The 22,918-nt window shown below is 50.8% G+C and carries 26 protein-coding genes; 6 read left to right on the top strand and 20 right to left on the bottom strand.

The genetic code is table 11. The annotated features are described in order from the left end of the window. Positions 1–176: 176 nt before the first annotated feature. The 5 genes from AC0LWN_RS07425 to AC0LWN_RS07405 form a co-directional block, all read right to left on the bottom strand. A complete protein-coding gene (locus tag AC0LWN_RS07425; protein WP_474663925.1) occupies positions 177–707 on the bottom strand; it encodes a putative ABC transporter permease in 531 nt (176 codons plus the stop codon). Positions 708–943: 236 nt separating this feature from the next. Then, positions 944–1,129 carry a hypothetical protein gene (locus tag AC0LWN_RS07420; protein WP_458963348.1) on the bottom strand — a complete coding sequence of 62 codons (186 nt, stop codon included), beginning with the start codon at positions 1,127–1,129 and terminating at the stop codon, positions 944–946. A 149-nt stretch (positions 1,130–1,278) separates the two neighbouring features. Then, complete coding sequence (locus AC0LWN_RS07415) at positions 1,279–2,346, bottom strand: LLM class flavin-dependent oxidoreductase (RefSeq protein ID WP_474663924.1); 1,068 nt, start codon at positions 2,344–2,346, stop codon at positions 1,279–1,281. A 179-nt stretch (positions 2,347–2,525) separates the two neighbouring features. Then, entirely contained in the window at positions 2,526–2,699 is a 174-nt protein-coding gene (locus AC0LWN_RS07410) for a hypothetical protein (RefSeq protein ID WP_458963346.1), read from the bottom strand. 123 nt (positions 2,700–2,822) lie between these two features. Then, positions 2,823–3,725, bottom strand: coding sequence for an ArsR/SmtB family transcription factor (locus tag AC0LWN_RS07405; RefSeq protein ID WP_474663923.1), 903 nt, complete (start codon positions 3,723–3,725; stop codon positions 2,823–2,825). Between the two features lie 148 nt (positions 3,726–3,873). Between AC0LWN_RS07405 and arfA the strand changes: the two genes are divergently transcribed. After that, positions 3,874–5,382, top strand: a complete 1,509-nt coding sequence (gene arfA, locus AC0LWN_RS07400) for an arabinosylfuranosidase ArfA (RefSeq protein ID WP_474663922.1) — start codon at positions 3,874–3,876, stop codon at positions 5,380–5,382. A gap of 6 nt (positions 5,383–5,388) precedes the next feature. Here arfA and AC0LWN_RS07395 read toward each other — a convergent pair whose 3' ends face one another. The 3 genes from AC0LWN_RS07395 to AC0LWN_RS07385 all read right to left on the bottom strand — a co-directional run bounded on the left by AC0LWN_RS07395 (position 5,389) and on the right by AC0LWN_RS07385 (position 7,615). Further along, positions 5,389–6,078 (bottom strand): LrgB family protein, encoded by a 690-nt coding sequence (locus AC0LWN_RS07395; RefSeq protein WP_458963343.1) that lies wholly within the window; start codon positions 6,076–6,078, stop codon positions 5,389–5,391. Beyond that, positions 6,075–6,497 carry a CidA/LrgA family protein gene (locus tag AC0LWN_RS07390; RefSeq protein WP_474663921.1) on the bottom strand — a complete coding sequence of 141 codons (423 nt, stop codon included), beginning with the start codon at positions 6,495–6,497 and terminating at the stop codon, positions 6,075–6,077. The genes AC0LWN_RS07395 and AC0LWN_RS07390 overlap by 4 nt, the downstream gene beginning before the upstream one ends. Before the next feature lie 446 nt (positions 6,498–6,943). Beyond that, on the bottom strand, positions 6,944–7,615 hold the full coding sequence (locus AC0LWN_RS07385; protein ID WP_474663920.1) for an NAD(P)H-dependent oxidoreductase: 672 nt from the start codon (positions 7,613–7,615) through the stop codon (positions 6,944–6,946). Positions 7,616–7,762: 147 nt separating this feature from the next. On the opposite strand from AC0LWN_RS07385, the gene AC0LWN_RS07380 reads away from it, so the two are divergent. Beyond that, positions 7,763–8,158, top strand: coding sequence for a winged helix-turn-helix transcriptional regulator (locus AC0LWN_RS07380; RefSeq protein ID WP_474663919.1), 396 nt, complete (start codon positions 7,763–7,765; stop codon positions 8,156–8,158). A 90-nt stretch (positions 8,159–8,248) separates the two neighbouring features. Here the strand turns inward: AC0LWN_RS07380 and AC0LWN_RS07375 are convergent, their stop codons facing one another. Next, positions 8,249–8,626: a YkvA family protein gene (locus AC0LWN_RS07375; protein ID WP_474663918.1), complete on the bottom strand. Its 378-nt coding sequence runs from the start codon at positions 8,624–8,626 to the stop codon at positions 8,249–8,251. Between the two features lie 137 nt (positions 8,627–8,763). On the opposite strand from AC0LWN_RS07375, the gene AC0LWN_RS07370 reads away from it, so the two are divergent. Further along, complete coding sequence (locus AC0LWN_RS07370) at positions 8,764–9,852, top strand: low temperature requirement protein A (RefSeq protein ID WP_474663917.1); 1,089 nt, start codon at positions 8,764–8,766, stop codon at positions 9,850–9,852. An 11-nt stretch (positions 9,853–9,863) separates the two neighbouring features. Here the strand turns inward: AC0LWN_RS07370 and AC0LWN_RS07365 are convergent, their stop codons facing one another. Then, positions 9,864–10,835: an acetylxylan esterase gene (locus AC0LWN_RS07365; RefSeq protein ID WP_474663916.1), complete on the bottom strand. Its 972-nt coding sequence runs from the start codon at positions 10,833–10,835 to the stop codon at positions 9,864–9,866. A gap of 91 nt (positions 10,836–10,926) precedes the next feature. On the opposite strand from AC0LWN_RS07365, the gene AC0LWN_RS07360 reads away from it, so the two are divergent. Further along, positions 10,927–11,766, top strand: coding sequence for a sugar phosphate isomerase/epimerase family protein (locus AC0LWN_RS07360; RefSeq protein WP_474663915.1), 840 nt, complete (start codon positions 10,927–10,929; stop codon positions 11,764–11,766). On the opposite strand, the gene AC0LWN_RS07355 is transcribed toward AC0LWN_RS07360, so the two are convergent. Further along, on the bottom strand, positions 11,763–12,269 hold the full coding sequence (locus AC0LWN_RS07355; RefSeq protein ID WP_474663914.1) for a DinB family protein: 507 nt from the start codon (positions 12,267–12,269) through the stop codon (positions 11,763–11,765). The two genes, AC0LWN_RS07360 and AC0LWN_RS07355, sit on opposite strands and share 4 nt — an antisense overlap. 417 nt (positions 12,270–12,686) lie before the next feature. Between AC0LWN_RS07355 and AC0LWN_RS07350 the strand changes: the two genes are divergently transcribed. Together AC0LWN_RS07350 and thiD are read left to right on the top strand one after the other, a co-directional pair. Further along, positions 12,687–13,454 (top strand): SGNH/GDSL hydrolase family protein, encoded by a 768-nt coding sequence (locus AC0LWN_RS07350; RefSeq protein ID WP_474663913.1) that lies wholly within the window; start codon positions 12,687–12,689, stop codon positions 13,452–13,454. A gap of 245 nt (positions 13,455–13,699) precedes the next feature. Then, positions 13,700–14,512, top strand: coding sequence for a bifunctional hydroxymethylpyrimidine kinase/phosphomethylpyrimidine kinase (thiD, locus tag AC0LWN_RS07345; RefSeq protein ID WP_474664158.1), 813 nt, complete (start codon positions 13,700–13,702; stop codon positions 14,510–14,512). Between the two features lie 54 nt (positions 14,513–14,566). On the opposite strand, the gene AC0LWN_RS07340 is transcribed toward thiD, so the two are convergent. The 9 genes from AC0LWN_RS07340 to nifH all read right to left on the bottom strand — a co-directional run bounded on the left by AC0LWN_RS07340 (position 14,567) and on the right by nifH (position 22,853). Next, positions 14,567–15,475 carry a hypothetical protein gene (locus AC0LWN_RS07340; protein WP_474663912.1) on the bottom strand — a complete coding sequence of 303 codons (909 nt, stop codon included), beginning with the start codon at positions 15,473–15,475 and terminating at the stop codon, positions 14,567–14,569. Between the two features lie 131 nt (positions 15,476–15,606). Continuing rightward, positions 15,607–16,101 carry a GNAT family N-acetyltransferase gene (locus AC0LWN_RS07335; RefSeq protein ID WP_474663911.1) on the bottom strand — a complete coding sequence of 165 codons (495 nt, stop codon included), beginning with the start codon at positions 16,099–16,101 and terminating at the stop codon, positions 15,607–15,609. A 189-nt stretch (positions 16,102–16,290) separates the two neighbouring features. Next, the gene (locus AC0LWN_RS07330; RefSeq protein ID WP_474663910.1) at positions 16,291–17,337 is read right to left on the bottom strand and encodes a Rieske 2Fe-2S domain-containing protein; all 1,047 of its coding nucleotides are present in this window, start codon (positions 17,335–17,337) and stop codon (positions 16,291–16,293) included. 241 nt (positions 17,338–17,578) lie between these two features. Next, on the bottom strand, positions 17,579–18,082 hold the full coding sequence (locus AC0LWN_RS07325; RefSeq protein ID WP_474663909.1) for a pyridoxamine 5'-phosphate oxidase family protein: 504 nt from the start codon (positions 18,080–18,082) through the stop codon (positions 17,579–17,581). A 49-nt stretch (positions 18,083–18,131) separates the two neighbouring features. Then, positions 18,132–18,566, bottom strand: a complete 435-nt coding sequence (locus AC0LWN_RS07320) for a hypothetical protein (RefSeq protein ID WP_474663908.1) — start codon at positions 18,564–18,566, stop codon at positions 18,132–18,134. A gap of 86 nt (positions 18,567–18,652) precedes the next feature. Next, positions 18,653–20,041: a Fe-only nitrogenase subunit beta gene (anfK, locus tag AC0LWN_RS07315; RefSeq protein WP_474663907.1), complete on the bottom strand. Its 1,389-nt coding sequence runs from the start codon at positions 20,039–20,041 to the stop codon at positions 18,653–18,655. 34 nt (positions 20,042–20,075) lie between these two features. Beyond that, on the bottom strand, positions 20,076–20,426 hold the full coding sequence (gene anfG / locus AC0LWN_RS07310) for a Fe-only nitrogenase subunit delta (protein ID WP_019911711.1): 351 nt from the start codon (positions 20,424–20,426) through the stop codon (positions 20,076–20,078). 18 nt (positions 20,427–20,444) lie between these two features. Next, a complete protein-coding gene (anfD, locus tag AC0LWN_RS07305; protein ID WP_474663906.1) occupies positions 20,445–22,004 on the bottom strand; it encodes a nitrogenase iron-iron protein, alpha chain in 1,560 nt (519 codons plus the stop codon). Between the two features lie 21 nt (positions 22,005–22,025). Continuing rightward, positions 22,026–22,853: a nitrogenase iron protein gene (nifH, locus tag AC0LWN_RS07300; RefSeq protein WP_474663905.1), complete on the bottom strand. Its 828-nt coding sequence runs from the start codon at positions 22,851–22,853 to the stop codon at positions 22,026–22,028. Positions 22,854–22,918 lie beyond the last annotated feature (65 nt).

Genomic DNA, 22,918 nt, shown 5'->3' with positions numbered 1-22,918 from the left:
GCCTGCTTTGCGTCAACTCCTCTCACTATATTTGACATTATCAGCATCTATCCCTTGTCCGCCAAAAATAACAAAGAGACATCCCCGGCTCATTGGCCTGAAGATGTCCCTTGATCTACCGTATGCTCTTTCATCTAAAATACTCGCTCTAGCCTTCTAAAGTACTCGTTCTAGCCCTAACCTTCCCGCAGCTCCAGCCCCTTCAGGCCCCGCCGCCGGGTCCGGCAAGTCCAGAGCAGGTCGGCCGTGAATATCAGCGCCACCAGCGGCAGCATTAGCAGCCACAACGGCTCTACCTGCTGATACAGCATTTCTATGAACGGATGCAGGCCATAAATGCAGACAAGCGCCAGTCCCCACCAGTACAAAGAGAACTTAAGGCAGATATGACCCTGCATCTGATAAGGCAGCTCTGAATAATTCCACCATTGCTTGTGAAATGCCGCCTTCAGCAGCCATCCGCTGGCATACTCAACGGCGGAAGGAATGATTAAGGCAAGCGCCACGATAAGCGGAAATGGAAGCCCCAGATCCTTGGCACCCAGCAGCAGCAGCGGGGCGAAGCCGTACATCGGCTTGAACGGTCCTTTCAGAAACCCTTCCTTCCGGAAGGTTCCCACGCTGTACAGGTTGTAGCTGCCCTCCAGCACCCATCCAAGAAAAGAGTACAGCATAAAGTAAAAGAAATATTCTCCCGCCACACCCACAGCAGTGTGATGTCCCAGCGAAAGCAACCCTGTGATTGAAATTTTGTTCCGCCCCCTCCTGCTAATCTTTTACAACAGGTATTATTGGGAGCTAGTATGTCTAGTTTGGGCGGAAACTATGAAGGAAATTATTGGTTGCCCTTTGTGCAGGACATGAATTCTATTGACCAGCAAAAAAAACATAACCCGCAGGTTATGCCATAATCCTGGGAGCCTGTAGCAGCGCTTCCCGTATATTAGCTTTTATTCTGCTGTTCCTTGAGCAGTTGCGTCAACGACTGGCCGTCATGCTGCTTCCTCAGCGTTTCCAGCTTCATGTCGCTGCGTACGCCAAAGTCCGAGCCGTACTTTTTCTCAAGGTTGCCCACCAGAGCGTCACCTCGTTTGTGCCGGTACCGGCCGTTCTCATTCCGACTTCGCATCTAGGATTCCTCCCCGCAATATGGATTGCTTGAGACCTGTGAAATCTGCAATGAACTGGAAAATGACGGCATGATCAGGTTGTACGTGGCTCAAGTATACAATAATTGCTAAACCGTTCTCAACATGGAAAGCCATGGAAATGAATCAGTTAATGCACAATTTGAGGAACGGTCAGCGGCTTGCTCTCCCAGACCCTGCTCGGAATTTCCCGTTTAAGCACCGGAATAACCTCTGCCGCAAAACGCTCCAACTGCTCACGCTGCTCCGCCTCTGTCAGACCGTCCACGCTGATGCTCAACACTTCATGGCCAAAGGCCTTGTGGTAATCCAATATTTTCTCAATCACGGACTCCGCGCTACCGACAAGTGCAGGACCATTTGCAATATTATCCTCCAGATCCCTGAAGGGCGATTGATTATGCTTGGCTGAATCCGTTGCTTGAAACGCATTGTAGTAGGGACGATAACGCCTCACAGCCTCCTCGGTGGTATCCGCCAAATACAAGCTGCCGGCTCCGGAGCCAACAACCGCACTCTTCGGATCATGGCCGTAGAACGCTAAGCGCTCGCGATAATGATCAATTAGCGCCTTATATTTGGCCTGTGGATGGAAGCTATTGGAGGAGAAAAGGGGTTCGCCGTATCTGGCAGCCAGCTCTGTAGACAGCAGACTCGATGCGCTGCCGTGCCATACCGGAATGAAGCTCTGAAAAGGTCTTGGCTGCGTAGTGACGTTGTGCAGAGCCGGGCGGTAGCGTCCCTCCCAGGTTACATTTTCCTCTGTCCAGAGCCGCTTAAGCAGCCGGTAGCGCTCGGCCAGCGATTCCCATTGTTCCTCCTCGGTTATGCCAAAGAGCGGATAATGCCGGGGATCATTGCCTTTGCCGATGATCATCTCCAGCCGCCCCCCGGAAATATGGTCAAGTGTCGCATAATCTTCGGCTACCCGTACCGGATCAAGGACACTCAATACGGTTACCGTAGTGATCAAGCGGATGCGGGAGGTTCTGGCGGCGATGGCGGTCAGCACCAGCGGAGGCGACGAGGACAGGAAGGGAGCCCCATGCCTCTCGCCTACGCCATAAGCGTCAAAGGCAAGCTTCTCGGCCAGCACAGCCTGATTCAGCACATTTTGAAACTTCTGCTGCGTGGTAAGCACTTCTCCTGTCACTGCGTTAGGAGTATTCGCTATAAGACTAAATAATGCAAATTTCATTCGGCATTCTCCTTTCAAGCCTTTGGGCAACAGGTTTTATTAACTTTAATCCCCGATTCCAAACGCTGTCTAATAGAGATTTCTTACGTTTAATTGGAATTTTGAATAGGCTCCTGATACGCTGCCAGACGCAAAAACAGACTACCCAAAGGATAGTCTGCCAGCCTGCAAATACAGCTCTAATTCTTGGGAAGCGGGTCTGGATGGGCGGATTCCGCCGGTTTGGATACCCAGTCGTCAGCCTCCGGCTCAACGTCTACGCCATTCTCCATCTTTTTGCGTTCTGCGAGCGAATCTCCGGCTTTATTTGGCTTGTTGCGGATGTCCGCTTCGTTCCCGATATGATCTGCCATGTGAAATCCTCCTTTTTGCGCGCTATGCAGGTTATAGGTTACATAGTTAGAGTTGCCCGCCAGCCTGCTTTGCAAACATCCTTCGCAGAGGTTATGGATTTCGGCTTATAATCACATCATTTTTTAACAATAATATACCCTAAAAACAATGTCCTGCTCATAATTGCCAAAACCGCGGCCGAACAAGGTCAATCCGCCCCGTCTGCGGGTGGTGTCCTCTGCTGTGAAACGGAAGCTCCACTGGTCCTGCTGCCAGCCCACATCGTCCAGAGTTACCGCTGAAATCTGCTGTCCGTCAATATACGTTCCGCCGCTGTTAATCCGCAGTACCTTGAGCAGGCCGTACTGATTCACATCTGAATCCAGCCAGGCCGGGGTCAAGCGCCCTCTCATTACGCCAAAGTCACCAGGGCTTGTCCACTTCCCCAACTCGACCCCGTTCAAGGTAAACGCGATATCTGAAGGCCATTTCTCATTCACACTCGGGGCTTCCGACCCAATCTCCATGGAGACCTCGATCTCCTGAACCGTCTGATCCTTGAAAAGATAATTGGGCACCTTGTATTCAACATAACCTTTGGCAAACCAGAGAATCCCGGCATCCACCCGCTCCGGGTCCAGAAAATAGCGCGGATCATCATAGTAGCCGATCAGCTTCTCTGTTGTGGCTATCCCGCAGGTAGGTGAGGCCTGCAGGTCCGTATATTGTCCGACCGGCACGGATACCTCGACTACTTTTCTGGAAATGCCATGTGAACCTGAGAGCTTGATCTGCAAAAAATTGGCGGATAACGAACAGTATTTATAGGTTCCGCCATCAATTCTTCTCATTTGCGAGCTGACGATACCGGCCCTCTGCAGCTTGGCGACATGAGAGCTGACGATGGCGCTGCTCAGATAGAGGCTGGAGGCAAGCTCCTTAATATGCATCTCCCGCTCGCTAAGCAGATCAATTATCCTCAGCCTGACCTCACTGGCCAAAGCTTCATACACCTTAAGCGACTCCGCATCCGTTGTTAAGTACATCTGCATCCTCCAGATTCATAAGAATTAGTAATTATATTAATTCTCAATTTTTATATTGCTAAGTATAGCAGATGATTCGTATGATGTAATCAGAAAACGAAGTGTTCAATTAGGATATATATTAATTCATCAAAGGAGCGACTCTTCTATGACTATTAAAGCATCCATGATTGTTGACAAGGACTTCAAGCTGGCCGAGGTGGACCCTCGACTATACGGTTCATTCATTGAGCATTTGGGCCGGGCTGTGTATGGTGGAATATATGAACCCGGGCATCCTACGGCTGATGAGAACGGATTCCGCAAAGACGTTCTTGAAGCAGTGCGGGCACTGAATGTTCCAATCATCCGCTATCCCGGCGGCAATTTTGTCTCCGGCTATAACTGGGAAGACGGCGTCGGCCCTCAGTCGGAACGCAAGCGCACTCTGGAATTAGCCTGGTGGACGACAGAAACGAATCAGGTAGGCACGAACGAGTTCGCTGAATGGGCCAAGCTGGCCGGTTCAGAGGTTATGATGGCAGTCAATCTTGGAACACGCGGCATTGATGCCGCCAGAAATCTGGTCGAATATTGCAACCACCCCTCCGGCTCTTACTGGAGTGACCTGCGGAGATCCCACGGCGTAGAGGCTCCGCATAAATTCAAGACCTGGTGCCTGGGCAATGAGATGGACGGCCCGTGGCAGATCGGAGCCAAAACCGCTGTAGAATACGGACGGCTTGCCAATGAAACCGCCAAAGCGATGCGCTGGGTTGACCCGTCACTGGAGCTGGTCGCATGCGGAAGCTCGGGCAGCGACATGAGCACTTTTGCCGAATGGGAAGCTACCGTACTGGATTTGACTTATGACAATGTAGATTTCCTGTCTCTGCATACCTACTACAACAACAACGTGGGAGACACTCCTAACTTTCTAGCCAAATCACTGGATTTGGACCAGTTCATCGACAGTGTGGCAGCGATTTGCGATTATATCAAAGCCAAAAAGAAGAGCAAAAAGAAAATCTATCTGTCTCTGGATGAGTGGAATGTGTGGAAGTCGCAGGGGTCAAGCCGTATGGACACACATTGGCAGATTGCGCCGCCGGAATTCGAGGATGTCTACAATATGGAGGATGCGCTGGTTGTGGGCTGCTGCCTGATCAGCCTGCTGAAGCACGCGGACCGGGTGAAGATGGCTTGTCTTGCCCAGCTGATCAACACCATTGCGCCGATTATGACTGAGAATGGCGGTCCATTGTGGCTCCAGACCACTTACTACCCTTACATGCATGCTTCGCTTTATGGCCGGGGAACAGTGCTGCATCCACTCATTTCCAGCCCGAAATATGATTCCAAGGATTTCACCGATGTTCCTTACCTGGAAGCAGTGAGCGTATATAACGAGGAGCTTAGCGAGATCACCGTCTTTGCGGTAAACCGTCATTTAAGCGAAGGGATGGAGCTTTCCCTGGATCTGCGCAGCTTCGGGAAAACTACCGTCATTCAGCATACCGTCATGGATCATGAAGATCTTCAGGCAGCAAACACTAAGTCCAACCCGGGGGCAGTCCTCCCGCACAACCGCGGAACAGCTTCAGCAGAGGGTGGCCTCATCACCGCTCTGTTGTCCAAAGCGTCCTGGAATGTTATCCGGCTGCGGGTGGAGAACTAAGCTGATTTAGTGGTACATGATCCAGGCGACGATTGGACCGACAATGGAACCCACGATGGCGCAGACTGTCATTGCCACGGAGCTCATAGAGACGGACCGTTCGCCGTATTCCAGCGCTTTGGCTGTGCCAAGGGCGTGAGAGGCAGTTCCCAGACCAATGCCAATGCCGGATTCACTGCGGATTCTGAACAGCTTGATAATATAAGGCCCGCCAATCGCTCCAGTGAATCCGGCAACCATTACGAATACAGAAGTCAGAGACGAGTTGCCCCCAAGGTTGCTGGAAATCTGGATCGCCACAGCAGTGGTAATGGATTTGGGCAATATCGAGAGCACGTACATTTTAGAAAAACCAAGTCCGGCCGCCAGCAGCAGCCCGCTGAACATCCCGACGAGCAGCCCGGTGACCGTGCCTCCGAGGATAGCGGGCAGGTTCTGCCACAGCACATGGCGCTGTTTGTACAGCGGATACGCAAGCGACACCACTGCCGGCCCCAGCAGACGGTTGATCCATTCGCCGCCGATCATGTAGGTGTCATAAGAAATATCGAAGCCGAGCAGCAGAACCACTACGGTAAAGGTCGCGGTCAGCGCCGGCAAAAGCACAGGCAGACGAAACCGTCTGTACAGCATGGACATGAACAGATAGATGGCAACATTCATCAGAACGAAACCTACAGCAAGCAGGATTCTCATGCTTCGGTCCCCTTCCCGGGCAGGACGTTTGCTTTGGCGTGGTCACTGCGTTCTGCATTGCGCCCTGCACTGCGGCTGGCGATCCATTCACTCGAATGGGCCGTCACAACCATAGTCAGCACACTGCTTACCACCAATATACCAATCAGCAGCAGCCCTCTGCCGCTGAATATATCCAGGTGATTCATAATTCCGGCGGTCGCCGGAATGAAGAACATTGGAAGATAAGCGAGAATGAAGTTAGAGCCGTTCTCAATCAGCTTCACCGGTACAATCTTCAGCAGCAATAAAATAAAGAGCAGCAGAAGCCCGACAATGCTGCCCGGAATCGGAAGATGCAGCAGCTTTTGCAGATATTCTCCGGCAAGATAGAATGCGTACAGTACGCCAACTTCGGCAATGATACGAATGATTTTCATGCTGCAGGAATCCCTTCAATCTTGAAATAACAATTCTAGTAAAAATACTGACTCTTCTATTGATAAGTTGAACTTTAGATTTTCATATTGGGGTTTGGTCGTTACTACGGGGAATGTTTGGACTTCCGGCCGCTGTTGTCTCCAAATTTCTTGATTTATACCGCTCTTAGCGGATGAAATCCGGAGACAAAGGCGGACGCGTTCGCTCCTCCAGTTCCAAACTTCCCCTCCGTACTTCTACCTTTTTATGATTTTTTTAAGTTCATCTTATATAGACTAGCAGAATTTTCAGCAAGTTTTCAATTCTTTTTCGAAGCTTTTATGTATTTTCTGCATTCACACAAAAACGGCTCTGCCGGCAAGCTCGGTGTGTTTCCACAACGCCGCTGCCAGCAGAGCCGTTTTTTCAATAATCTTCCTTCATCATACAGTTATCTCTGGCTGCCTTAAACCCACTGTACAACCTGATCAGCACTGCGCCGTGTTTTGCCGCGCGGCTCATTGATACGGTAACCGAAGGCCACCATGCAGGCAATTCCGAAATGCTCAGGGTCCATAATGCCTTCCGCAGCCAGTATCTCTTCGATTTGCTGTTTATTGAAGCCTTCAATCGGGCAGGAATCAATCCCAATCTGGGCGGCGGCAGTCATCATATTGCCAAGAGCCAGATAAGTCTGGCGTGCGCCCCACTCGAACATCGCCCGCTCATTGCCATCCAGTCCGAAATCCGATTTCAGGAAGGCAGCGTACATGTTTCGTCTACCCTCGGCAACCTCGGTCGGCAGGTCCTGCACATCCTTCATCATCCCCTGAATGTATTCCGATTCGGCGGCCATATCCTTAGGCAATCTGGAGAGAATCAGCACGAAGTGGCTTGCTGTCGGCAGTTGCTTTTGCGCTCCCCAGGCAAACGGACGCAGCTTCTCGCGGATCTGCGGATTCTGCACCACCACAAACCGCCAAGGCTCAAACCCGAAGGAGCTTGGTGACAGCCGTCCGGTTTCCAGAATAAACTGAAAGTCCTCGCTGCTGATCTTGCGGCTGGCGTCGAATTCTTTAGTGGCATGTCTGAACTGATAAGCCGCCAAAATTTCATTTTTTGCTGCTGTGGTTTCCATATCCATACTCCCTTTCATTCACACTCATCATTTGGTTTGACTGTGCCGTGCTTACGTGCTTAATATTAGAGTATATATGCAGGATTTTGAAGTACGCACATTAATGTAATGTAGTATACAAATTGATACTGAAGGAGTTTGGCTGTTATGCGTAATAGAAAAGGCGGATTTGGCGAATGCCCGGAGGGCATGGGAACGGCATGTCCCGTAGAGTTCACGCTCGACGTGATCGGCGGCAAATGGAAGGGTGTGCTTTTATACCACTTGATGGAGGACAAAAAACGGTTCAATGAATTCCGCCGGATCTGTCCGGGAATTACCCAGCGCATGCTGACTTTGCAGCTCCGCGAGCTGGAAGAGGATGGGGTGATCCACCGCGAGGTCTACCAGCAGGTCCCTCCAAAGGTTGAATATTCACTAACCGAGTTCGGCAAGACGCTAATTCCCATCATTAAGCTGATGAGGGACTGGGGGGAGGAATATAAGCAGAACCAGCTTCGCCAGCCCCAGGAGGAGCCGGCCTCCTTGTCCCCACAAATATAAGATATACAAAAAAACAGCCTTCCAAGGAAAGCTGCCCTATAGCGGAAAATGTATGGTGTAGCACATGCTGCACCTTTTTTATAGATATCCTTATTGCTCCTGCCCGAAAAATGCCTCCGACTTCTGCCGGTGCTCATCGGTCACCTGACCGGCTATCGCTCTTACGCCTGCGGCAATAATAGCCGCGTCATCCGTGAACCCCAGGCCGATCAGCGCATCTGGAATGGCGTCGATTGGAGAAATGAAATAGGCCAGCGCTCCGAAGGCAATGCCTTTCGCCCAGAGCGGGGTTTTGGCGTCAACCGCACAGTAATACATTGCCACGGCATCTTTGGTAAAAGGTATTTTCCCGGCAAATTTCTTGGTTTTGCTCCAGAAGCTCTTTTTCACCAGCTCTTCATTCTGTTTACTGTATTTAAAATTCTCTACAACGGTTTCTGCCGGAAGACTCTCTCCGCCCTTCTCCACCCTGCAATCCCTCCCCAAAAACTTATAAATGTCTTGCGGTAAACAGAAAATAACCTTTATTATATCATATAACCCCGGCTGCTCTGGGTAAACAAACTATAGGCTTGAAATCATCTAATGGCAAAGGGGTATGGCATATGATTGTAAAAAAAGTAACCTGGCTGGAGCTCTTTTATGATTTGCTCTTTGTAGCCGCAGTTTCCAAAGCAAGCCATGTGCTGCTGCACGTGGAAGACTGGGCCATTTCCCTCCAGACACTGGGCAAATTTGTGCTGATTTTCATCCCCATTTGGTGGGCCTGGGTCGGTCAGACGCTTTTTGTCAACCGCTTTGGACAGGATATTGTTTCGCACCGGATATTTCTGATCGTCCAATTGTTTTTTGTGCTGATCATGACCGCCAGTCTGTCTGTGGATTTTGATGCCAATTATTATTCATTTCTGATCGGGTATCTCGGGCTTCGGGCTATGACTGCAGTTCAATATCATTACGTGCACGCCAAAGAAACCGGACACATGCGGGCCACCGCCCATTATCTAGGCACACGCTTCTGGATCGGCCTCGCGATCTCCGCTTGCTCCCTGTTCTTTGATTCCTGGGTCCGATATGCGGTGCTGTACGCCGGGATTGCCTTGGACATTACGATTCCGCTGACCGGCAGAAAAATCCTGGTGAAATCTCCAACTAATACACACCATCTGCTGGAACGTTTCTCTTTGTTCGCGCTGATTCTGCTTGGGGAATCCGTTGTCAGCATCCTTGCCGTGCTGCAGTCCAGCTCGTGGACCTGGCAGTCTGTGGGATTCGCAGCCCTAACCTTCGTCCTGATCATCGCGATGTGGTGGCAGTATTATGACAACCTGGAGAAAAAGGTGGACAAAAACATCCAAACCGCCGGGCAGACGATTATCTACGGCCATCTGTTCATCTTTTTGTCACTCTGCATGCTTGCCGCTGCGATCCAACTGTTGTTTCTAAATCAGCTTCACTATGAACTGATGGTCAATCTTATCTTCGGTGCCGTTCTACTCTATTTTGCTTCCACAACCTGGGTGTTCCATATTTACAGGCACAAGCAGCAAAGACTTGGAGTCCTCCATTTAGCGCTGCTGACAGCGGTGCTGGCCTTCTTTTACATTCTGAATATGGTGGTCCATGTATCGAATGTGCTCATCATTGGAGAGCTGGCGCTGTTCTTTGCCGCTTATGCCAAAATCACAACTTGACCGCCACTAAGCTAGTGCCCGGCTGATTCCAAATGTCTCTGCAGGAACAGCACCTTCTGCCGCTGATGGTACTCACTGACCTCATGCCCGGAAAAAGGGTAATCCAGCATCAGCTTGGGCGACTCAATGCGGTTATATGCGGCATAGACCGTTTCAGGCATACACACCGTATCCTTCCAGCCGACAGACATCAATACAGGAACTGTAATACGAGGGGCCAGATTCACGATATCAAAATAGGCAAGATTATGCAGCACCTGCTCCAGATGCTCCGGATAGCGTTTCACGTAGTCGGCGATCTCCGTTAGCGAGCTGTTTGAATTCAGCACGCCAAAGTCCAGCCGGCAGAGATTGGGGATATCGGCGGCAACCACTGCGACACGCGGATTCAGTGCGCCGGCCAGCAGCGCAAGCCCCCCGCCCTGGCTGGCGCCGGTGACGGCGATACGCGATGGGTCCACTCCCGGAAGCTCCGCAGCGGTATCTATAGCCCGAACAGTATCTATCGCTACAGCCATGTAATAGGAACGTTCCTTGTCCAGAAGCCCCTGGGTAATCCAGCCCCGGGTTACACCGCTTTCGTGAGGCAGCCGGTTGCCGGTCTCGCCAAGCTGTCCCCGCACATCTACAGCCAGAACAGCATACCCGAGCAGCACCCAGGAGGCGTATCTTTCAGGGTATCCCCTGTCTCCGGTGTAACCAGGGAAGGTCACAATACAAGGCCGCAGCTCTCCGCCGGACGCAGGGAGTGAGGGCTGGATATACCAGGCATGGACTGTGGTTTCATCAAAGCCCTTGAAGCTGATTTTGCTCACCTGCATTCCCGGATACGGCGTAACTTCGGGAACAGAAACCCATTCCAGGGGTCTGTTCCCATATTCCTCAAGAATGCTATCCCAGTAATTGTTGACCGTCTCCATATCCAATGTGGGTTCCGGACGGCAGTTCTGAAGCTCCTGCTTGCGCAGCTCAATCGTATTCATCTCACACACTCCTATGTCTTAAGCTCTTTATCATTGCATATCATTGTAAGCGCTATTAATATTAATACAAATCCATAGATTTCAAAAGGAGATGTTCATTATTCGTTACGGAACCTTAGCACACACCGCAGGCTGTTTACCGCTTAAAGAGCTGACTGCCGCTCTTCAGGACTACGGAATTGACTTCGTACAACTCGCCTTGTCCAAAGCTATACAGGATATTGACACCTCAACCGGCAAGCTCAGTCCCGGCTTGGCTAACTATATCGGTGAGCAGTTTGACAAAGCAGGCATCCGCATCGGTGTGCTCGGCTGCTACATCAATCCTATTCATCCCGACCCGGCGGTCCGCCGGCAGGAGATTAAGCGATTCAAGGAGCATTTGCGTTATGCCCGGCAATTCGGTGCGCCGATGGTGGCAACAGAGACCGGGAATTTGACTACCTATAAAGAGCTTGAGCCTTCCCGGTATGAAGAACTCGGTTGGGACACGCTCAGGGCCACAGTTGAGGAATTAGCTGAAGAAGCCGAGAAATGGGGCGTTCTTCTGGGTCTTGAGGGCGTCAGCACCCATACTCTGTCCACCCCGGCAAAAATGCGCCGCATTCTGGATGAAGTACCTTCCAGCTCCATCGGTGTGGTATTCGATCCATGCAACTTGATCGGAGATCAGGTTCACTTACAGGACGAAATTGTTGACGATGCCTTCAGCCTGTTCGGTGAACGGATCATTCTGGCACACCTTAAGGGCATCTATGCTGAAGGAAACGGGTTCCGTCACGGTAAAGCCGGCCAGGGACTGTTCCACACCGCCGACTTCCTGAAGAAGCTTCAAGCCCACAAGCCGATGATCGACGTATCGCTTGAGGATATTACCGGTCCTGATGTCAAAGAGACAGTTGCCCTGATGAAAAGCCTGTGCAGCAATTAGTTGTAGTGCTTCCAGTTCAGTAAATGAACATCTTCTTCCTGCAGCCATTTAGCGGCATATACAATCTGACCGGTATGGTAAGAGTAGTGCTCTGCCGTACCGATCAGAATCTTTTGGATGCTCCAATTGTAGCTTTCAACGCCCGAACTCTCCGGATAATGCACAGTAACCACCCGCTCCAAATCTCCTGCAGTCAGGTTACGGACTACGGACCAGCTCTCTGCTCTCACCTGTCTTAGCTGTTCCAGCAGCTCCTCTGCCGTATACCCTCCCCTGGTCAGGAACTCCGCAGGTCTATCCCTCTCTGCTGACCGATTGCCAATGGCGCTGGCCAAATGCTGGTATTCATTGCCGGCCAGATGCAGGCACAGATTGCCGATTGCATTCATCTTCTCCCTGGGACGAAACCACACCTTCTCTTCCGGCAGCCTCCCGACAGCCAGCTCCAAATAACCCAGCGATTGATCCAGTCTTCTCATACATTCCGTGATAATCTCACTCATTCTATTTCCTCCTCTGCCTGTATATTTGAGTGTCTATTCCTACATAATATCACTGCGAAGCTGTTAGTTATATCTCACATTCTTGTTCAACTTAATATAACTTGAACTTAAAAAAACATGAAAAGGGCAGAAGTAGCGGAGGGGAAGTTTGGAATTGGAGGAGCGATAGCGTCCGCCTTTATGTTTGGATTTCTACTGCGACCAGCAGTTTAAATCAGGAAATCCAAACATAACAGCGGCCGGAAGTCCAAACATTCCCCGCAGTTACGACCCCCCCCATATGAAAATCTATAGTTTAACTTATATAACCATCTACTGAACAAACAGTAGATATAACCGTGACATTTATACATAGGCAATGCCATCGTGAAGGTTTACACTAAAATAAAGTACAATACAGATATTGGAGGTGAAGCAATGCATATGAACGAAGAACATTCGGTAAATGCGGAGCTTGGGCTTAAATATATGGTCAGTGGCGACTCCATTTCCAAAGGCGTGGTCTATGACGAAGCCAGAAGCAAATATGTCATTCTGGAGGATAACTATGTCTCTTTGCTGCAAGGGAAGCTGAAAGGGGCGCTGCGCAACACAGCAAGATTCGGCAACACACTGCTCAAGGGCTTCGGCAATCTTAAGCGCGATGTGCTGAAAGAGAAGCCGGATGTGGTGCTGATTGAATACGGGGGAAATGACTGTGATTTCCACTGGAAAGAGATTGCGAATGACCCGGAGGCAGAGCATAATCCGAAGACCGCGTTTCCGGCATTCGAACGCATGCTGCTCGATATGATTGATTTCCTGAAGAACCAGGGGATAACCCCTATTCTGATGAGTCTTCCTCCGCTGAATGCGGACAACTATTTCAAGTGGGTCAGCGGAAATAATCCGGCCTCGGAAGTCAACATTATGAAGTTTCTCGGCAGTGTGACCAAAATTTACTGGTGGCAGGAAAGATATAACTCCACCATTATCAAGGTCGCTGAGACCACCAGAACCAAGATCATTGATGTCCGGGGCGCATTTCTCCAGCATCCGGACTACACGCAGTTTATTTGCCGTGACGGTATCCACCCGAATAAGGAAGGTCACCGCATAATCTTTGACAAAGTGCTGGATTTCCTCCGCAGCACCGAACCCCATCTGCTGCTAGACAGCCCAGGACAGGCTCTACATAGCCACTGAAATCAGAAATAACGGGGATAATCAGAAGGAACATATTGAAGGCCTGCGGCATATCCAATGATGCGCGCAGGCCTATTCACATGATAAATGCAGCGGAATCAAATAGCCGTCTAAGCGATGTCTTCACTTTATGGGGTTATTTTGCGGACGGCGGCAGTGATTTTTGTTATAATATCGTAGTGTTTAAAATGATTCCTTTCGAATCAGGCAATATCTATTTATATACAAAGAAGGGGACGTTCACTTTGTCAAAAATCATCAAAACCTTAACGATTGCCGGAAGTGACTCCAGCGGAGGCGCCGGCATCCAGGCTGATCTGAAAACTTTTGAAGAGTATGGCACCTATGGGTTCAGCGCTTTAACTACTATCGTAACGATGGACCCGGATAACGGCTGGCATCATAACGTCTATCCGATTGATGCGGCGATTGTAGCGGAGCAGCTGAAAACCGTGTTCGCCGGTGGACCTGTCGATGCTATGAAGACCGGCATGCTGGGCAGCGTAGATATCGTCCATGTCGCGGAAAAAGCGATTAAAGACAATAAGCAGACCAATGTTGTCATTGATCCGGTCATGGTCTGCAAAGGGGAAGACGAAGTACTGAATCCCGAGAGTGCCAATGCAATCCGCGATCTGCTGCTGCCGCTGGCCACTGTGGTCACCCCTAACTTGTTCGAAGCAGGCGTGCTTTCCGGGCTGGGCAAGCTCTCCTCAATTGAAGAAATGAAGGAAGCCGCGCGACTGATCCATCTGCTCGGCACGCAAAATGTTGTCGTAAAGGGCGGCAAAGCGCTCGGCGGTGATAAGGCCATTGACGTGTTCTTCGACGGCTCCGAATACACCGTTCTGGAAACAGCCAAAATCGAACCGGCCTACAACCACGGAGCAGGCTGCACCTTTGCCGCTGCCATCACAGGCGGATTGGCTAATGGCCTTTCTGTACATGAAGCCGTAGCCAAGGCGAAGGATTTTGTCTCCGCAGCGATTCGCAGCGGCTATGCCTTCAACCAATATGTCGGCCCTGTGTTCCACGGCGGCTACCGCTTGGAGCAGTAAGCACTATCAAAAAATGGCGGGACGAAGAGGCATTGCCCTCCGTTCCGCCATTTTTTACTTTCCTGCTGCCTCCTCGGCAACATGTTTTACGAAATCAAACATCTTAACCTTCTGCTCTTCCCCGCCCAGAACTCCGATCTCGACAGACTGAGTATTACGGTTGATAGGCAAACCAGACACAAACTTCGAGTCCGTAATGTCCACGGCGTACAGCTCTTTCTGGCCGCTCTCACCGTCTGTTCCCCACTTCAAACGGGCATCGCTGCTTGAAATCTTGCCATCCTTCAAAATCGGCTCGAGATTCTGAAACCCGTCCTGTCCGCCGATCCATTCAAGGGTCGCTTCATCCAAAATGATAATATCCGGCGAATTCGCTGCCAGCTCGACGACTGCCTTTTGCATATAGTTCATATCGAGCGTATCTGCGCCCGCCCCTGTCTTGGGAAGGTAGACAATGCTGCTGTCCACCCGTTTCCACTGCGGGTATTCTGCAAGAATCGCCTTGTTCAGATCATCCGTCTTGCCGTTCGGGTCCTTCACCCCGAAATTGCCGATGAACATGATCTTCGCGTCTATCGGGGGCAACGAAGCCAAGTATTTTCTATGCTGCCAATTGTTATACAGCGCATTGCCGCCGGCAATGAGCACAATGACGGCGATGATGCCGATAATGACATGTGTCTTGTAGAGCCGCATAAAGCGCTCCCATTTCCGTGCTCCACCGGCAAGACTACCGTATTTGGCCAGCCGCTGGTCCTCTGCCTCCTGAATTTCCTGCTGATCTCTTGAATCCAGAATAAGTTTGATTGCCTGGAACTCTTCTTCATAGGCTGCTACTTCCGTTTCACTCTTCAGCGAACGGCGCCGTTTCAGCAGCAGATCAAAACGCTTGTCGAGTTCCTCTCGGGTTACGGTTTCAGAAAGCCCTAACCTTTCATAGGCTTGCTTCAGTTTCTCATTCACAATAAAGTCTCCTTTGGTATGATGCCCGCCCTGCTTAGCGCCTTTGCCGGATCAATCTTGGATTTTGTTGGTGCTTCTCTTATTCCTATTTTATCAGAGTTGCACCCATATTCTCCAGTCGGGCAGATAAGTCAGCTTTTCTCCATTAAGAAGAATTCCTGCTCAGTTTCTCCATACTTATTGATGAAGGCAGCCGTTTGCCGGAACCCTGCTTTTTGATACAATGAAATGGCTCTGTGATTAAAAGATGCAACACTCAATCTAAATGTGGCCGGGGCATACTTCTGTTGACCGAATTTCAATCCCGCCTGCAAAAAATCGAGGCCCCTCCCCTTTCCCGTAAGCTCCGGTCTGAGACCCACGCCGATATCAAGCACACCATCCCCTATGTATAATCCTTGCCTGATTCCTCCCGGAACCTGAGCATTCCTCCCGTAACAGAAAAATCCAATCAGTTCCCCCTCCTGAGCTGTTGCTGAAAAATATGAACCATCCATTAATTCCTGAATGCTCTCTGAATCGTCCGTCATATTATAGATAGAATAAGGCGGATCATATTCCCACTTCACGATTTCCCGTGCTTCCTGCTCCTTCATGACAGAGATAGTTAGTTTTCCATTACCCAAGCTGTAAAACTCCTTCCTTGTATCCCCTTTCTATTAAAAGTAGAAGAAAAAGCAGTGAAATGCAACTTTCCGCCACAGCATGCCTTCTACTCCATTGGTAAAAGCAAAAAACCTCCTTGCGTCTGCTCCTGTAGGAACAAACACAAGAAGGAATATGATATCTGCAGCTCTTATAAATGAGTCCAGCTTCTATGAAGTGTAAGACCGTCCCAGCCCCAGTTCGGTAAGAAGCTGGCGGTAAGCAATGGAGGTGCGGTCTGCCGGAATATGGGCTTCGGCCTGCAGATCGAGCGGCAAATCCTCAGGAGTCTGCGATTCCACCATTTCAGCGTCTTCCCCAAAGACCTGCAGATTGAACTTGATCGTATCCTCCACCGGCGCACTTTTGTCGAAGTTTCTGGAGATCGGGCAGAACAGCCGCGTGTAGCGGGCGGAGACCGGAGAAGCGCAGTTGAGAATTTTGAGCCTTCCCTCATGCGGAAAATATACCGTAAGCGAAGCCGCAAACGGAGGGAACACGCGGAACTCGCGCAGCCACATGAAGCCTTCCGGCGCCGGATTCTCCTGGCCTTTGCCGTAATTGCTGACTGTGCTCCAGTATTCGGCCACCAGCTCGTCGCCCTCGCGTCTTACCTTGTATTGCGGAACCTCCGTATTGTTGCGGTCGCCGAAGGTCGCCGTATGCACATAAGCGAAATGTGAGACATCCAGGAAGCCTTCCATTTGGCGGCCGGACGAACCGGCAATATCGAAGCTCGGCGGCAAAATATTAATGTAGTCCGGATCATCCCAGCCTGGAAAGGCCGGAATTTGCTCCGGTGCCGACCCCAGGCAGGTCCAGATCAGGCCATAACGCTCAACAGCAGGATAGACAATCAGCTTCAACTTGGGGGAAATTTTAGAGCTGGGATGTGCTGGAACAGCCGTACACTTGCCTTCGCAGTTATAGCGGAAGCCGTGGTACGGGCAGACGATTTCACCATTCTCCACCCAGCCTTTGCTCAGCGGCGCTCCCCGGTGGAAACACAGATCACGTGCAACAACCACTTTGCCTTCACTGCGGTAGCACACTAGCTTCATATCCAGCAGCTTCACCGCAAGCGGTTTGTCCTGTACCTCGTCTGCAATCGCTACAGGGTACCAATATTGAGCCAGCACGCGCCAGTCCTCAGGGGAGAACGTGCAGTCACGGGGAAGCTCGAGCTCTTGTGCTGGTATCTTCTTTTCCTCTATCATGTTCGTTCCACCTCTCCACTCACTCTAAACTCCATATAGGTAGTGAATTATATGTTAGATTATATAACTTGTTGCGTGTATTTTAATATCATTTTACTATAAAAATCAATCGCGAATCGTTTGTTTTTGTTCATCCGACTAAAAATAACACTTTAATGTTATGCATCATAACATTTGTTATAGCAAAAACAGCCTTCCGGTGATTCAGAAGGCTGTTTTCGCTGCTTAACGGGCCGCCTATTCAAACGGCAGCATTCTCCTTGGCCGTCAGGTGAACCGGCGTCAGGCGGTAGACGGCTACTCCGTTCCCGTCCATAGAAGACCTGTATTTCTCCACCATCCGGGCAGTCATTTCCTGCTTGTAGAAGCCCGGTGTGTATTTGTCCAGAATTTTTTGCAGCACTCCGGCTGCCTCCCCCATATCGGTGACTCTGGTTGCTTCACCGAACAGCATTACGCTGAAATATGCGGTATCTGCCTTACAGGGAACCGGATCTGTTACCGTACTGTCCTCCCGGTAAACCGTGAAGCTGACGGCAGGATGTTCTGCGAGCAGACGCACCTTTTTGCCGGAGCCCATGCCATGGAAATACACAGTGCCCTCATACCACACATAATTGACCGGAACTGCATAGGGATAGGCATCCCCACCGATGCCGATAACACCAATTCTCGCCGTGTTAAGAAATTCCCCGATCCGCTCCTGGTCACGGCAATCCCTTTGCTTATAGCTCACATGCTCCATCCTTGCGGTTTCCTCCTTTCCTGTTCGCTGAGCCAGCTCAAAAACTCCATCATCCAGTCATACTTGTGCCAGCCGCCGCTCTCGCCAAGGAAATCCTGGCCGGATCGAACAACCCGCGCACCTTCTCGCACATGCTCAGCACACGGGTTGAATCCTCAGGCTCCGGCGTTCCATGAAAATAATCATCGAGCGAGCAGATGCCAAAGATGAAATCCAGCGATCTGATTTCTTTGTTCAGCTCCTTGGGGACATCCACAATAGTCTCTACAGCATTCATGAGGCAGATATAATTATGATTCAGCGGGATTACCCTATAAAGATGGCATAAGGCGACAAGATACCGTTCCAGCGCTACTGAACCCACATTGAACACCAGGCTGAGCCGCTGCTTTTGCCGCAAAAATTGCTCCGCTCTCCGATGATACGCCAGAGCATCCCGATAGTTTTCCTCAAAAGCCTCCAGATCCGTTTCCGTTGCCAGCATAGCGCTGTACACCTCCTGCAAACATGATGTTTATACCTTGTTATAAGAATAAAATAAAATAGTCACTCCATCAGCCTGCCCAAATGCTACCACACGCTCAGAATCCATTCCTTATTCCGCTTGTACTCCATATCGGTGAACAGGGTGTTGGCAATCTCTTCAGCCAGGCGGATCGCACCGGCATACCCAACGGTTGGATGGCGGTATAATCCTGCACGGTCATAAGTAGGGAAGCCTACCCGGACCATAGGGATATTGTTGTCGATGGCGGTAAAACGCCCTTTAGAGTGGCCAAGAATCAGATCCAGCTCCACTTCCTTGTTTTTGATCCGGCGTTCCAGCTCCATCAAATCCGCATTCAGTACAATTTCCATACCGAATTCCACATTGTTCTGCAGCGCCTGGATACGCGGATCGCTCTTGTAGGTGGTATTATCGTCACCAAGCAGCAGAAGCACCGGCTGCATCTCCAGATCAATGCAGAATTCGGCCAGTCCGATAACCAGATCCGGATGTCCATAGATCGCCACCTTCTTGTCAGCAAGGAACATGTGCACCAGATCCGCCAAAGCGTCGATGGCAATCCCCCGCTCGCGAACCAGGGATTCCGGGATGGGCTTCCCGGTCAGCTTTTTAACGTTCTGAAGGAAGGTATCGGTGTTGCGGATGCCAATCGGAGTAGGACCAACAACCGCAGGAATGCCGAATTCATCCTCCAGATACTTCGCAGCCTTGCCTCCCTCGTACTTGTTAAGTGCGATGGTGGCCAGCGCATTCGCTGTTCCGGTTAAATCTGCTATCGTGGTGCTGCCGTGCGATTCCCCGCTTTTATCCGGCATAATGGGCGAATCGAAGCTTTCAATCTCAAACAACACCGTAGCATCCACCTGCATTTCGGCCAGCAGGTGCTTGAGCGCCGTCACATCTCCGGGATTAACCCAGCCTGTGATCAGATTCAGCTTGCCGTTTGGCTGATCCTTGCGGGCAAAATGCCTCACAAAAGCATCGACGGCCACATCATAACCGCTCACCTGGCTGCCCACAAAGCTGGGCGTATGCACCGCGATCAGATGAACCTCTCGGTCGGCATATTTTTCCTTGAGCAGCCCGTTGTTCAGCTTCAGAATGACACCGTCCACATCGTCGCCGATGACTTCCGTCGAGCAGGTGGTGATGATCGGCACAACCTTTACATCCGGGTAGCGCATGAGCAGCACATCCACTGCTTCTTCAACACGGTTCAATGCGCCGAATACCGCCCCATCCTCATGAACAGAGGAGGAAGCGAGCAGGAAGTTATCCTTGAAGTGCTGGGAGAACAGCAGACGGACGAACATTACGCAGCCCTGCCCGCCATGGACAATTCCGATACAATCCTTGATTCCGATACTGGCATACTGCGCCCCTGCAGGCTGGCAGGTGAATATCGGATTAATAACGCCGCTGCGTTCCTTTTGTACGATTTCACAAGTCATAGTCTGGCCCCCTCCGATTATTCACTTGCGCGAATTAATATTGCTTGACGGTAAGCTCCTTGTTCAGCGATCCGGTAATGGTTACATAATCAATCCGCTCTTTCAGCGCCTGCATCAGTTGTTTAATCTCCGCGATGCCCATTTCGGCCAGCCACTCGAACCGTTTGGTGTACTCTTCCGCCAGGACTACGGCATCCACCCAATAGCAGCGGTCCGCTGGGGTCCCTTTGTCCACCGGTTCACCGCAGAGAATCTGCATCGTTTTCGTGAGAACGCCCTCGTTTTGCTTTTCCCTGTCCCAGGAACGGGAGTGGAACTGCCACAGGCATTTTTTCATAATATAGTTTTCCAGCTCCGCAACTCTCTCTTTCATCACATCTTCCATAGGCTTCCCCTCCTTCCGCTACACGCCTGCGAGCTGATTTTGCAAATACGGATATGTTTTGGTCCGCAATTTGGAGACGGAGTCATATCCGCCGGTATATTGCCGCAGAGTGGTTGAATTTCTGACCTCTTCGCTCAATTTCGCGTCAGATACCATCCGCTGGGTCGCAAAGCCTTTATCCGTTGGAATCTCATCCTTGCTGATATCCAGTGCAGACAACTGATGAATCGGCGAATAAATGGCATTATAGATATCGCGGGCAAATCTGACCCAACCCTCATAGCCCTTATAAGGCCCATTGTGATAGGCATGCGCATTGAGATAAGGAACCCGGATCTTCTTCGCAACCTCACCAGGGCGTTTACCCGTGAAAATAATGTCCGGCTTCAGCTTCTCCATAGCTTCAAGCCCCTCCAGTTCGTTCGGATCGTCGATGGCAAGAGCGCCCTGCTCGCAGCGGGCAATGCCCTTTTCCATGTCGCCTTGGTGGCCGAACTTTGTATACAGGGAGACAACCTCAACCCCCATTTCCTCATGGATGACATTGGCCCAGTGCCAGAGCTTGGAGCCGCCGGGCCAGAGACATACCTTTTTACCTTGGAGGCGTTCCTTGTACCAGTCCAGCTCCGGCTTCCATCTAGCCGTCTGCTCATCAATAATTGCCTGCGCCCGGTCTTCAATGCCGAAGAACAAGCCAACCTTGCGGAGCGAGGCCGACAGCGGCTCGAAGCCAAAACCGTCGATATCCAGGCGCGGAATCCCGTATTTCACCCGCAGCTCATTGCAGATGTACTCGGCGGAACGCGCACACTCCAGAACGTTCAGATGCGCCCGGTGCATCGCCCGGAGATCATCATATGAGCCGTTGCCGGTAAAGGTGGATAACACCTGAATGCCCATGCTTTTAAAATAATCGACCATAACCTCCTGATCACCCTGAATGTTATATTCACCGACATAGTTAATGACATAATCGCTGGTAATCTCCGGCTCGACCGTTCCCACCTTGGAATTGATCCAGGCGATATTGATTTTGTGGTGGCCGCCGGATTGGCTTGGTCCCGCGAAGCCGGGAGAGTTGCAGACGAAGATATCGACATCCGGCATTTCATCCATAACCTCTTGGGCAACTGCGTCAATATCATCGCCGATCAGCGCTGTGGCACAGGTCGAGTAGATCGTCATCCGTTTGATTTCGGGAAAAGCCTTGAACGCTTCGATAATGTTTTTCTTGAGCAGCCCTTCGGCTCCAAAGACGATATGCTTCTCCTTTACATCCGAGGCAAAGGTGTTCTTGATCTGGAAATTGTCATTGTCGCTGATATATCGTTTGGTCTGCCAGGTATCGTAGGTGCAGCCGACCGGACCATGACTCAGATGGATAACATCCTTCATCGGTGTGCCGATAACATGCTTGGCTCCGCAGTAGGCGCAGCCCCGTTCAGAGATGGTTCCCGGAATAGTGTTGAGGTAGCCTTCGGGAAGGGCCGAAGTCAAATCCTCGCCGGGGCCTTTGACCACTGCATGCTTCGCCCGCTCTGGAATGCACTCGCTGCACTTAAATGTATGATATGGCATGGTTATTCCTCCTTTTCCTAATTAATCGGAAATCCCATATTTGACGACCATCGCTTCCAGCTCATCCATACTCAGCGGCTTCGGAATTACAAAGCTCTCATTCTCAATGATCTTGCGGCCCAGCTCGCCGTATTCCCCTGCCTGCTTGCTCTCGGAGTCGAATTCAACGACCGTCTTTTTGTTAAATTCCGCTTTCTGAACGATATTGTCACGAGGCATGAAATGAATCATCTGTGTGCCAATTGAGGCGGTGAATTCCTCCAGGAACTCTCTTTCCCGGTCCACGTTCCGGCTGTTGCAGATGATTCCGCCAAGACGGACACCGCTTTGTTTGGCATATTTGACAAGGCCTTTACAGATATTGTTCGCCGCGTATATGGCCATCATCTCGCCCGAGGCCACGATGTACACCTCCTGGGCTTTGCCGTCGCGGATCGGCATTGCGAAGCCCCCGCACACCACGTCACCCAGCACATCAAAGAACACAAAATCCAAATCGTCGGTATAGGCACCGTTGCTCTCCATCAGATCAATCGCTGTAATGACACCACGCCCGGCGCAGCCAACCCCCGGTTCAGGTCCGCCCGATTCCACACACTGGATGCCGAGATAACCCGACTTCACAACCTTTTCAGTGGTGATATTCTCGGCGCCGTCATCACGGAGCATATCCATCAGCGTCTTCTGATTCATCCCGCCGAGAATCATCCGTGTAGAATCGGCCTTCGGGTCACAGCCGTGGATAAACACCTTTTTGTCATGGTAATAAGCCATTGCCGCAGCTGTGTTCTGTTGTGTAGTAGACTTTCCGATTCCGCCCTTGCCGTAGATCGCAATTTTCCTAGTCATTTTTCCACACTCCCGCTTAATATTTTTCTGAATCTGTTGGTGCTCTGGATTTGACTAGATCATAA

The sequence above is a fragment of the Paenibacillus sp. sgz302115 genome (assembly GCF_056120445.1).
This window is presented reverse-complemented; position numbering and strand designations above follow the sequence as displayed.

What these genes read in the sequence shown, in the direction of transcription:
- AC0LWN_RS07365 (WP_474663916.1), bottom strand. Translation starts at nt 10,835, where the DNA reads ATGAATACGATTGAGCTGCGCAAGCAGGAGCTTCAGAACTGCCGTCCG.
- AC0LWN_RS07330 (WP_474663910.1), bottom strand. Translation starts at nt 17,337, where the DNA reads ATGATAGAGGAAAAGAAGATACCAGCACAAGAGCTCGAGCTTCCCCGT.
- AC0LWN_RS07360 (WP_474663915.1), top strand. Translation starts at nt 10,927, where the DNA reads ATGTTCATTATTCGTTACGGAACCTTAGCACACACCGCAGGCTGTTTA.
- AC0LWN_RS07395 (WP_458963343.1), bottom strand. Translation starts at nt 6,078, where the DNA reads ATGAGAATCCTGCTTGCTGTAGGTTTCGTTCTGATGAATGTTGCCATC.
- AC0LWN_RS07380 (WP_474663919.1), top strand. Translation starts at nt 7,763, where the DNA reads ATGCGTAATAGAAAAGGCGGATTTGGCGAATGCCCGGAGGGCATGGGA.
- AC0LWN_RS07350 (WP_474663913.1), top strand. Translation starts at nt 12,687, where the DNA reads ATGCATATGAACGAAGAACATTCGGTAAATGCGGAGCTTGGGCTTAAA.
- AC0LWN_RS07385 (WP_474663920.1), bottom strand. Translation starts at nt 7,615, where the DNA reads ATGGAAACCACAGCAGCAAAAAATGAAATTTTGGCGGCTTATCAGTTC.
- AC0LWN_RS07410 (WP_458963346.1), bottom strand. Translation starts at nt 2,699, where the DNA reads ATGGCAGATCATATCGGGAACGAAGCGGACATCCGCAACAAGCCAAAT.
- AC0LWN_RS07415 (WP_474663924.1), bottom strand. Translation starts at nt 2,346, where the DNA reads ATGAAATTTGCATTATTTAGTCTTATAGCGAATACTCCTAACGCAGTG.
- arfA (WP_474663922.1), top strand. Translation starts at nt 3,874, where the DNA reads ATGACTATTAAAGCATCCATGATTGTTGACAAGGACTTCAAGCTGGCC.
- AC0LWN_RS07320 (WP_474663908.1), bottom strand. Translation starts at nt 18,566, where the DNA reads ATGCTGGCAACGGAAACGGATCTGGAGGCTTTTGAGGAAAACTATCGG.
- AC0LWN_RS07420 (WP_458963348.1), bottom strand. Translation starts at nt 1,129, where the DNA reads ATGCGAAGTCGGAATGAGAACGGCCGGTACCGGCACAAACGAGGTGAC.
- anfD (WP_474663906.1), bottom strand. Translation starts at nt 22,004, where the DNA reads ATGCCATATCATACATTTAAGTGCAGCGAGTGCATTCCAGAGCGGGCG.
- nifH (WP_474663905.1), bottom strand. Translation starts at nt 22,853, where the DNA reads ATGACTAGGAAAATTGCGATCTACGGCAAGGGCGGAATCGGAAAGTCT.
- AC0LWN_RS07390 (WP_474663921.1), bottom strand. Translation starts at nt 6,497, where the DNA reads ATGAAAATCATTCGTATCATTGCCGAAGTTGGCGTACTGTACGCATTC.
- anfG (WP_019911711.1), bottom strand. Translation starts at nt 20,426, where the DNA reads ATGGAAGATGTGATGAAAGAGAGAGTTGCGGAGCTGGAAAACTATATT.
- anfK (WP_474663907.1), bottom strand. Translation starts at nt 20,041, where the DNA reads ATGACTTGTGAAATCGTACAAAAGGAACGCAGCGGCGTTATTAATCCG.
- AC0LWN_RS07325 (WP_474663909.1), bottom strand. Translation starts at nt 18,082, where the DNA reads ATGGAGCATGTGAGCTATAAGCAAAGGGATTGCCGTGACCAGGAGCGG.
- AC0LWN_RS07355 (WP_474663914.1), bottom strand. Translation starts at nt 12,269, where the DNA reads ATGAGTGAGATTATCACGGAATGTATGAGAAGACTGGATCAATCGCTG.
- AC0LWN_RS07370 (WP_474663917.1), top strand. Translation starts at nt 8,764, where the DNA reads ATGATTGTAAAAAAAGTAACCTGGCTGGAGCTCTTTTATGATTTGCTC.
- AC0LWN_RS07405 (WP_474663923.1), bottom strand. Translation starts at nt 3,725, where the DNA reads ATGTACTTAACAACGGATGCGGAGTCGCTTAAGGTGTATGAAGCTTTG.